Origin of the sequence: Blautia sp. MCC270, from assembly GCF_018785605.1 — a bacterium.
GTDB classification, from domain to species: Bacteria; Bacillota; Clostridia; order Lachnospirales; family Lachnospiraceae; genus Blautia_A; species Blautia_A fusiformis.
The window spans coordinates 1-9,793 of the sequence record NZ_WQQD01000047.1 but is presented as its reverse complement, the minus strand read 5'-3'; the positions used below and the strand labels follow the sequence as shown (position 1 = coordinate 9,793).

Annotated in this window: 11 protein-coding genes; 10 read left to right on the top strand and 1 reads right to left on the bottom strand. The window is 43.1% G+C overall.

What is annotated here, in order from left to right; genetic code table 11:
- Nucleotides 1-138 precede the first annotated feature (138 nt).
- From ruvB to GPK58_RS11110, 10 genes are all read left to right on the top strand, one after another.
- Nucleotides 139-1,149, top strand: coding sequence for a Holliday junction branch migration DNA helicase RuvB (gene ruvB / locus GPK58_RS11155; protein ID WP_015524888.1), 1,011 nt, complete (start codon nt 139-141; stop codon nt 1,147-1,149).
- Nucleotides 1,150-1,279: 130 nt separating this feature from the next.
- On the top strand, nt 1,280-1,687 hold the full coding sequence (locus GPK58_RS11150; RefSeq protein WP_015524889.1) for a cell division protein ZapA: 408 nt from the start codon (nt 1,280-1,282) through the stop codon (nt 1,685-1,687).
- Between the two features lie 88 nt (nt 1,688-1,775).
- Nucleotides 1,776-3,935 (top strand): peptidase U32 family protein, encoded by a 2,160-nt coding sequence (locus GPK58_RS11145; RefSeq protein ID WP_021651505.1) that lies wholly within the window; start codon nt 1,776-1,778, stop codon nt 3,933-3,935.
- 6 nt (nt 3,936-3,941) lie between these two features.
- Nucleotides 3,942-5,321 carry an FtsW/RodA/SpoVE family cell cycle protein gene (locus tag GPK58_RS11140; RefSeq protein ID WP_215638655.1) on the top strand — a complete coding sequence of 460 codons (1,380 nt, stop codon included), beginning with the start codon at nt 3,942-3,944 and terminating at the stop codon, nt 5,319-5,321.
- Nucleotides 5,224-6,717, top strand: a complete 1,494-nt coding sequence (locus GPK58_RS11135; protein WP_173776248.1) for a peptidoglycan D,D-transpeptidase FtsI family protein — start codon at nt 5,224-5,226, stop codon at nt 6,715-6,717. Before GPK58_RS11140 ends, GPK58_RS11135 begins: the two co-directional genes overlap by 98 nt.
- Before the next feature lie 100 nt (nt 6,718-6,817).
- The gene (locus GPK58_RS11130; protein WP_015524893.1) at nt 6,818-7,273 is read left to right on the top strand and encodes an NUDIX hydrolase; all 456 of its coding nucleotides are present in this window, start codon (nt 6,818-6,820) and stop codon (nt 7,271-7,273) included.
- 63 nt (nt 7,274-7,336) lie between these two features.
- Nucleotides 7,337-7,648, top strand: a complete 312-nt coding sequence (locus GPK58_RS11125; protein WP_110103921.1) for a hypothetical protein — start codon at nt 7,337-7,339, stop codon at nt 7,646-7,648.
- Nucleotides 7,649-7,652: 4 nt separating this feature from the next.
- Nucleotides 7,653-8,723, top strand: a complete 1,071-nt coding sequence (locus tag GPK58_RS11120; protein WP_215638654.1) for a DUF2953 domain-containing protein — start codon at nt 7,653-7,655, stop codon at nt 8,721-8,723.
- Nucleotides 8,707-9,078, top strand: coding sequence for a GerW family sporulation protein (locus tag GPK58_RS11115; RefSeq protein ID WP_015524896.1), 372 nt, complete (start codon nt 8,707-8,709; stop codon nt 9,076-9,078). Before GPK58_RS11120 ends, GPK58_RS11115 begins: the two co-directional genes overlap by 17 nt.
- 59 nt (nt 9,079-9,137) lie before the next feature.
- Nucleotides 9,138-9,275, top strand: coding sequence for a hypothetical protein (locus GPK58_RS11110; protein ID WP_173740860.1), 138 nt, complete (start codon nt 9,138-9,140; stop codon nt 9,273-9,275).
- 97 nt (nt 9,276-9,372) lie between these two features.
- On the opposite strand, the gene rpmB is transcribed toward GPK58_RS11110, so the two are convergent.
- Nucleotides 9,373-9,561, bottom strand: a complete 189-nt coding sequence (gene rpmB / locus GPK58_RS11105; RefSeq protein ID WP_015524898.1) for a 50S ribosomal protein L28 — start codon at nt 9,559-9,561, stop codon at nt 9,373-9,375.
- Nucleotides 9,562-9,793: the final 232 nt, after the last annotated feature.

The following is a 9,793-nucleotide window of genomic DNA, read 5'->3' as shown; positions in this document are numbered from 1 at the left end:
TTTAGCTTTGCCCTAAAGGGTAATCGAGCAGGAAGCCCCCACTTCAAAATCGTAAGATTTAAGTGGTGGGAGCATGTCACCGCCGTGAGTAAGAGCAAACATGCTCGCACTGAAATGAAATAGAACGGAGCATAGCAAATGGAGAACAGGATCATTACAACAGATGTTACAGAAGAGGATTTTTCCCTGGAGGGAAATTTAAGGCCTCAGAGTCTGGATGAGTATATTGGTCAACAGAAAACAAAAGATACCCTGAAAATTTATATCGAAGCAGCAAAGCAGCGTCATGATTCACTGGATCATGTGCTGTTTTATGGACCTCCGGGGCTGGGAAAGACTACACTTTCCGCGATCATTGCCAATGAGATGGGAACACATATGAAGGTAACATCAGGTCCTGCGATTGAAAAGCCAGGCGAAATGGCTGCGATCCTGAACAACCTTCAGGAAGGAGATGTGCTGTTTGTAGATGAGATACACAGACTGAATCGACAGGTAGAAGAGGTTCTTTACCCGGCAATGGAAGATTTTGCTATCGATATCATGATCGGCAAGGGAGCATCCGCCCGTTCCATTCGTCTGGATCTTCCGAAGTTTACATTGGTAGGTGCAACAACGAGGGCAGGTCTTCTTTCCGCGCCGCTTCGTGATCGTTTTGGCGTAACACAGAGACTGGAGTTTTATGATAAAAAAGAACTGACGACGATCATTCTACGTTCCGCTCAGGTGCTTGGCGTGGAAATCGAACCCAATGGAGCTGCCGAGATCGCCAAGCGTTCCAGAGGAACCCCCCGTCTGGCCAACCGTCTTCTGAAGAGAGTACGTGATTTCGCCCAGGTGAAGTATAATGGTGTGATCACCTACGATGTTGCCTGCTTCGCATTGGATCTTCTGGAAGTAGATCAGTATGGCCTTGATAAAACAGACCGCCGCATTCTCCAGACCTTGATCCTGAATTTTCAGGGCGGCCCCGTGGGGCTTGAAACACTTGCCGCATCGATCGGAGAAGACTCCGGAACACTGGAAGACGTGTATGAACCCTATCTTTTGCAGACAGGTTTCCTTAACAGAACTCCACGTGGAAGAATGGCTTCCGTGCTGGCATATACCCATCTTGGATATCCTCGTCCTGATTTATCGACAAAATAATAGAAAAACTTCTATACATTTTTGCGGGAATCAGTTATAATAAAAGAAATTGTGGGTTGTAAGACCGGCAATGCAGAGGAATGTTATTGAGGAAATTACCAGTAACAGATAAATTCAGGAGGCTTTACGAATGGCGGTAAAGAATACAGCACAGGTTGTTATCGATGGAAAGATCATTACTCTGGGCGGGTATGAGTCCGAGGAATATTTTCAGAAGGTTGCAGCCTATATGAATAATAAGATCAGTGAGCTGAGTCAGATGCCGGGATACTCCAGACAGGCCATGGAGACCAAGCATACACTGCTCAGTCTGAATATTACAGATGATTATTTTAAGGCAAAAAAACAGGCGGAGATTTTTGAACAGGATCTGCAGCAGAAAGACCAGGAGATGTATGATCTGAAACATGAACTGATCTCTTTGAAAATGCAGATTGAAGAGGCGAAGAAGGCAGAACAGGAAGCTCAGGAACAGAAGAATCTTCTGGACGGTAAGGTGAAGGAGCTGGAGAAAGAACTTGATGAACTGCTTAAATAAGGAGGGGGGATTGCTTCGGTAATCCTCTTTTGTTTTATGGTCATCGGATTGATTAACAGATGGGAGATGAGGGAATACTGTGAAAAATATGATAACAGAACTGCTCTCGCCGGCAGGTTCTTATGAAAGCTTTGAGGCAGCTATTGGTGCCGGGGCTGATGCGGTATATGTAGGGGGACCGGCTTTTGGAGCAAGAGCTTATGCGCAGAACTTCACCCAGGAAGAGCTGATCACTGCCATTGAGACCGCACATATCCATAACCGTAAATTATATCTTACTGTGAATACACTTTTGAAGAACCGTGAACTGGATGATCAGCTGTTTGAATATCTGCTTCCGTATTATGAGGCAGGGCTGGATGCGGTGATCGTACAGGATCTGGGAGTATTTTCTTTTATACGCCGGAATTTTCCGGATCTGGATATTCACGCAAGCACACAGATGACAGTAACCGGACCGGAGGGAATGCGGTTTCTGGAGGAAAAGGGAGCAACGCGTGTGGTTCCGGCCAGAGAGCTTTCCCTGGAAGAGATATCTGCCATGCATAAGGCAAGTCCTCTGGAAATAGAGACTTTTATCCATGGAGCTCTCTGTTACAGCTATTCCGGCCAGTGTCTGATGAGCAGTATTTTCGGTGGAAGAAGCGGAAACCGTGGCCGCTGTGCACAGCCATGCAGGCTTCCTTACAGTGTAACCATGGATCACAGAAAATATAAAGGAGACAAGGATTTTTGTGCATTAAGCCTGAAAGATATCTGCACTCTGGATATTCTTCCGGATATCCTGGAGGCGGGTGTTATGTCTCTGAAGATCGAAGGGCGTATGAAACAGCCGGCGTACACAGCGGGCGTCACGGCAGTATATCGAAAATATCTGGATATGTATTTAAGTGGAAAAGAATATCACGTTCAGGAAAACGATCGGAAGTATCTTCTTGAGCTTTTCAGTCGGGGAGGATCCTGCAAAGGATACTATGATATGTATCGCGGGCCGGAAATGATGGCTTTTGCCAATGAAAAAAAATCCGGTAATATCCAGCCGGAGATCAGAAAAATAAAAGAAAAAATTCATGGGAATTTAATACTTTCTCCTGAAAGTCCTGTTATACTGGAAATAACCTGCAAGGGCCAGACAGTAACTGCTATGGGCGGTGAGGTACAGTTTGCTAAAAATCAGCCAATGGAAGAACAGAGGATCCGTCAGCAGATGGAGAAACTGGGAAATACAGATTTTCAGTGGGAGGATCTGAACATTGAAATAAATGGAAGGATTTTTGTTCCGGTTAAAGTTCTCAATGAAGTACGAAGAGATGCTCTGAGTCAGCTGCGAGAAGCACTGATCGGATGTCAGAAGAGAGCACAGGTTACGAAGCAGCCGACGAAATCTAAGGATCAGGCTGCCTGCCACAGAAGGGTAACAGACAGCCTGCCTGTGTATGTATCCTGTGAACGTTCGGATACTGCGGAAGTACTTTTGAACGAACCGGGGATTACAGGTTTTTATTTTCCTTTTGATACTATGGAAAAATATTTTTCACCGGAACTTGCTGCAAGCAGTGAATTATATCTTTCTACTCCACATATCCATCGCGGAGAAATCCCCGAAAAGTGGCTTCGATCAGCTCAAAAATGGTTGGAGCAGGGTATGAAGGGCTTTCTGGTAAGAAACCTGGAATCTTACGCCGTACTGAAAAAAATGGGATATGGCGAAAAATGTATCCTGGATGCATCCATGTATACCTGGAATGATCAGAGTGTTGATTTCTGGCGGGAAGAGGGAGTTCTTCGAAATACAGTCCCCCTTGAGTTGAATGAGGGTGAACTGAAACACAGAGATAATACTTCTTCGGAGCTGCTTTTATATGGTTATATCCCACTGATGCTTTCCGCGCAGTGTGTAAGGAAGAATCTTTTCGGATGTACAGGAAAATATGAGACGGCTTATCTGAAAGACCGCTATAACAGTGAATTTCCGGTAAAATGCAGTTGTGATCCATGGGGAAAAAACATCTCCGAAAAAGCAAAATACTGTTATAATATCATTTATAATAGCATTCCTTACGGACTTCCGGGTGAAAAAGATCAGGTAAAAAAACTGAACCTTCACTCTTTGCGACTGGCATTTACGATCGAAGAGCCAGAGAAAGCAAAAGCGATCCTGAAAGAATTCCGGACGGTTTATCAGGAAAACGGAAAACCTTCCGGACGCAGGTATACAAAAGGCCATTTTAAAAGAGGAGCCGAGTAAAAGTGTATGATTAATGTAATTACAGAATTATCTAAGTATGTGATCCTCACATTGATGATCGTCTATACCTTTCATTGTTTTTATATGGTGTGGCGGCAGGATGAGGAAGAAAAGAGAGAACTGCTCCATCAGCAGCTGACCATGATCTTTTTTATTGATTTTACAGCATTTCTTGTGATCTATTTAAAAAGCATGGATTTCAGGGTCATCCTGTTCTATATCGAAATGATGATCTTTTTTGCAGCGATCCAGATCCTTTATCGAATTATTTATCAGAATGCATCGCTGCTTCTTTTAAATAATATGTGTATGCTCCTGAGCGTAGGATTTATCATGCTCTGCCGGCTTTCACTTCCGTCTGCAACTAAGCAGCTTCTGATCGTGGCCGCAGGTAGTGCAGTATCACTGGTGATACCGGTAATGATACGAAAAATGAAATTTTTAAAGGATCTTACATGGGCTTATGCCGGAATTGGTATTGTACTTCTGGCGGCAGTTCTTGTTCTGGCAAGCACAAGCTACGGTGCAAAGCTTTCTCTTATGGGAATTCAGCCTTCCGAGGTGATCAAGATAACCTTCGTATTTTTTATGGCATCACTTCTGTGTACCAAGGTGGATTTTCGCAAAGTAGTACTGGCTACGATCGTTGCAGTGATCCATGTAGGGATCCTGGTTCTTTCCAGGGATCTGGGTAGTGCAGTAATCTTTTTTGTCACCTACCTTGTACTGATCTATGTGGCAACCAGAAATCCGAGCTATTTATTTCTGGGACTTGGCGGAGGATGCTTTGGTTCGGTGATCGCATATCATCTTTTTGGACATGTCCGTCAGCGAGTCAGTGCCTGGAAGGATCCGATGGCTGTCTATCAAAATGAAGGTTATCAGATCGTGCAGTCTCTGTTTGCGATCGGAACCGGAGGCTGGTTTGGAATGGGACTTTGTCAGGGCTCTCCGGAGAAGATTCCGGTCGTAAAAAATGATTTTATCTTCAGTGCTATTTGTGAGGAACTGGGTGGCATTTTTGCCATCTGCCTGATTCTTGTATGCACAAGCTTTTTTCTGATGATCGTTACTATTGCACTAAAGATCAGGAATCCGTTTTATAAACTGATCGCACTGGGGCTCGGAACAGAATATGCTTTTCAGGTATTTCTGACCATCGGCGGTGCAACCAAGTTTATTCCAATGACAGGAGTTACACTTCCGCTGGTGAGTTACGGAGGCAGTTCTGTCATGTGTACCATCCTGATGCTTGCGATCATTCAGGGACTGTATATTCTGAGGGAAGATGAGGACGAACAAATTGAAACGCAGCGAAAAGAAACGATTGAAAGAAGAGGAAAGAGAGCAACGCCTGAGAGAAAGAGAAATCGCCAGACTCCGTAGAAAAAAGAACCGGCCTTTAACCTTTGTATCGGCCTTCTTTATATTGATCTTTGTCAGTCTGATCGGATATCTGGTCTATTTTGACGCCATAAAAAGCGAAGATTTTATCAACAGCCCGTACAACACCCGTCAGGATACATTTTCGGACCGGGTAGTACGTGGAAGTATCCAGTCTTCGGATGGTGAGGTCCTGGCACAGACCAATGTGTATGAAGATGGAACAGAAGAGAGAACGTATCCGTTTTCCAATATTTTTGCACATGCAGTAGGATATGATACCAATGGTAAGAGCGGTTTGGAATCGGAAGCAAATTTCCAGCTTCTCACCTCCCATTCATTTTTTCTGGAACAGATGAAAAATGAATTCCTGGGAAAAAAGAATCAGGGTGATACCGTGATCTCCAGTCTGAATGCAGATCTTCAGACAACAGCATACAATTCTCTGGGAGACCGCAGAGGAGCGGTAGTTGTACTGGAGCCATCCACCGGACGTATCCTGGCTATGGTGAGCAAACCGGATTTTGATCCGAACACGATCGCACAGAACTGGGATACCCTTGTTAATGATGAAAGTAACAGCAGCCTTTTAAACCGTGCAACCAATGGAGCTTATCCTCCGGGATCAACATTTAAGATCGTCACGGCACTGGATTATTTCAGACAAAAGGAATCACTGGAGGGATATTCCTATCTGTGTCAGGGAAGTATCACAGTGGATGACCACACGATCCAGTGTTACAATGGTGCAGTACATGGACAGGAGGATTTTTATTCCGCATTTGCACATTCCTGTAACTGTGCATTTGCAGATATGGGACTTGGTCTGGGAGGAGATACTCTGAAAAGTACTGCAGAGGATCTGCTCTTTAATAGGGCGCTTCCGCTGAATTCCTATAAAACCAGTCGCTTTACCCTTGATAAAGATTCTCCGAATGCACTTGTGATGCAGACCTCGATCGGCCAGGGTAACACTCTTGTTTCTCCGATGCATATGGCATTGATCACAAGTGCCATCGCCAATGATGGTGTACTGATGAAGCCAACCATGATCGATAAGATCGTGAATAATTCCGGTGATACGGTCAGGGAAACAGAAAAAACAGAATACAAACGTCTGATGACAAGAAATGAAGCCAATATTCTTGGAAAACTAATGAAAAATGTAGTTGAAAACGGTACGGCTTCCGCATTGAACGGACGAGGATATACTGTTGCCGGAAAGACCGGTTCTGCGGAGTTTGATGAAAATGGCTCCAGTCATTCCTGGTTTGTGGGTTATTCTAATGTAGATGATCCGGATATCGCCATTGCAGTGATCGTGGAAAACGGCGGAACCGGAAGTGAAGCGGCAGTTCCCATTGCGGCCGATGTTTTTGATGCATATTATTTCGATTAAATTGAGAACAGTATCTGCTTCTTGCCCCTTGCCTATAAGGTGAAAAAGAGGTATACTATAGCCAGTGCAAAAGACACACGCATTACAGGAGGATTGCAATATGATAGAAGCAACAAGCTGTGGCGGTGTGGTAATTCATCGGGGTAAGATCCTGGCATTGTATAAATCCTACAGGAACCGTTATGAAGGATGGGTGCTTCCCAAAGGAACTGTAGAAAAAGGAGAGACTTTTGAACAGACTGCTTTACGTGAAGTAATGGAAGAAGCAGGTGTTCGGGCCTCTATCGTGAAATATATCGGTAAGAGCCAGTATAATTTCACCGTTCCGGAGGATGTGGTAATGAAAGAGGTACACTGGTATCTCATGATAGCTGATAATTATCATAGCAAACCCCAGCGAGAGGAATATTTTGTAGATTCCGGATACTATAAGTTTCATGAGATCTATCATCTTCTCCGTTTTTCCAACGAGAAGCATATCGTGGAACAGGCCTATCAGGAGTATCTGGAAATGCGAAGTGAGGGCGTCTGGGCGAAACAGCAGAAGTATTTTTAACAACAGGACAGGGCTGTGTACATACGCAGCCCTGTTTGGCATTATAACGGAGGTGAGGGCAGATTGCTGAAATGGATGAAAAACTATTACATAGGAAATGATGTAAAAAATCCTACTAGAATAAGAACCAGGATCACTGCTGGTAAATTCGTGCCGGATATCTACGTTGTTACTTTGTCTGATAATCCCGGAAATATTTTGGAAATTCTTCCCGCAGGCATGCTTGTACAGCGAAGCGCCAGAGCCACCTGTCCTTTGATCGTTGGAATGGCTAGAGGAAAATCCGGTGCTATACAGATGGTACAGGATATGATCGAACAGGTTTATACCGAAACTGGAAATTTTAAAATAAAAGAATATCTGAAAAACAGGTGAACCAATGCTGCATATATTATGGCTGATAATAAAATGGATATTGATCCTTCTGGGGATTCTGATCGGGCTGATCTTTCTGATCCTGCTGCTTCTTTTATTCTGTCCGATCAGATACAGAGGAAAATTAAAAAAAGACCGTACGGATAGTCTTCGTGAAATACATGCTACCGGTGAAGTGAGCTGGTTGCTTCATATAATATCTGCACAGGTATTCTGGGAGCAGGGCGTTCTGAAAACAAAAATATGTTTTTTAGGGATTCCGTTGAAAAAATTAAAAAATCTGTTTCGTAAAAAAAAGAAACCAAGAGCTCTTTCCAACTCCGGAAATCAAAATGCCAAAAAACAGGCAGAGGCTTCCAGAAGCCATGAAAAGACATCAAAAAACGAAAATCAGAACGATACCGCAGAGTTGCAAATGTCTGAGCCTCAGGAAGATACTGTTGAAGATATAAATGAAATTTTGGAAAATGTAATAATGGAGCCGATATCGATTTCCGAAGAAATATCGGAAGAATCGGAAGATGAAAAGAAGCTTCGGACAAAGATTGCAGATTTAATTTTGAATATAGTGGGAAGAATAAAAACTGCAGTTGGAAATCTGATCCGAATCGTACAGAATTTTCTTGGAATCCCCAAAAGGATTCTGAAAAAAATGCAAAGTCTTGCATTAACAATCCGAAATTTCTGTGATAAGATAAACTGGTGGAAGGAATTTTTAGACCATCCCCGAACCAGAGAGGCTCTTTCCTTTCTGTGGAAAAATGCAAAAAAACTGATTTATCATGTGCTTCCGACAAGGATCACCGGAAAGATCACATTTGGCAATGAAGATCCGGCAGTTACAGGTATGGTATTGGCTGTATTAGGAATGACAATTCCTTTTCATAAAAACAAGATCGAAGTAGCGCCCCTTTTTGATGATGAAAATGTTCTTGAGGGAGAGATCCTGTTAAAGGGAAGGATTTATGGAATTGTAGTTCTCAAAACAGCAGCAGAGCTTTATTTCAATAAAAATATAAAATACGTCATCCACCGATGGAGACATAAGGAGGTAAAACATGGAGAAAGAGAATAATTTCAAAGATACCGTGAATTCATTATTTAAAGGAATGGATGGCTTTGTATCGGCCAAAACAGTGGTTGGCGATGCCATTCATGTAGGTGATACCATTATCCTTCCTCTGGTCGATGTATCCTTCGGCGTGGGAGCCGGAGCTTTTGAAGGGGACAAGAAGAACAATGGCGGCGGAGGTCTTGCCGGAAAGATGTCTCCCTGTGCAGTGCTTGTGATCCAGAATGGAAGCACCAAACTTGTAAACGTAAAAAATCAGGATGGCCTTACCAAGGTTCTGGATATGGTGCCGGATTTTGTGAACCGTTTTGCGCCAGGTGCAGGCAATGCTGAGGATACAGACGGGAAAGAAGAGTAGTATTCCATTTAGATTTCATGCATATACTGTAATAAAAAACAGGAAATGAGCAGACAGGAGTGGGAAAGCTAACTGGTTTTATGCTGTTTTTTATTGGTGTGGGCATGGTTCTTGGTATCCTTATTACAGAGAATTTTATTGTGATCGCAATGGCAGTCATATGTCTGCTGTGCGGATATCATATGTTTTGCAGATAAGCGGGAAGTGTGCACCTGGCATGCTTCCCGCTTGTAATTTATCTGTCTTGAAGATAAAAAAACAGCCCCCGCATTCTACGGGGGCATACGATATTACTTACGCTCTTTCAACTTTTCCGGATCTTAAACAAGAAGTACATACATACATTTTCTTTGCTCCGCCGGCAGTTGTTTTTACTCTGACGGATTTAACGTTAGATTTCCACATTTTGTTGGATCTTCTATGGGAATGACTCACATTGTTTCCGAAATGAGCTCCTTTATCGCAGATTGCACATTTAGCCATGAATAGCACCTCCTTTTATCAACAGTCACCATTTTAACAGATGAATTGCTCTTTTGCAAGCAAAAAAAGGAAATTTATCAAAAATTCTGCAAAGAGTTTTAAGGAAAGTATTCCATACCTCCGGGAACAGGGCGGATCATGTTGGAATTAAGCGTTGTGTGTATGGTTTAGATCAATTTGAAACATAGAAAATTACCTAGTGCGAATTAATTTATCGATTTTTCTTTGGCCT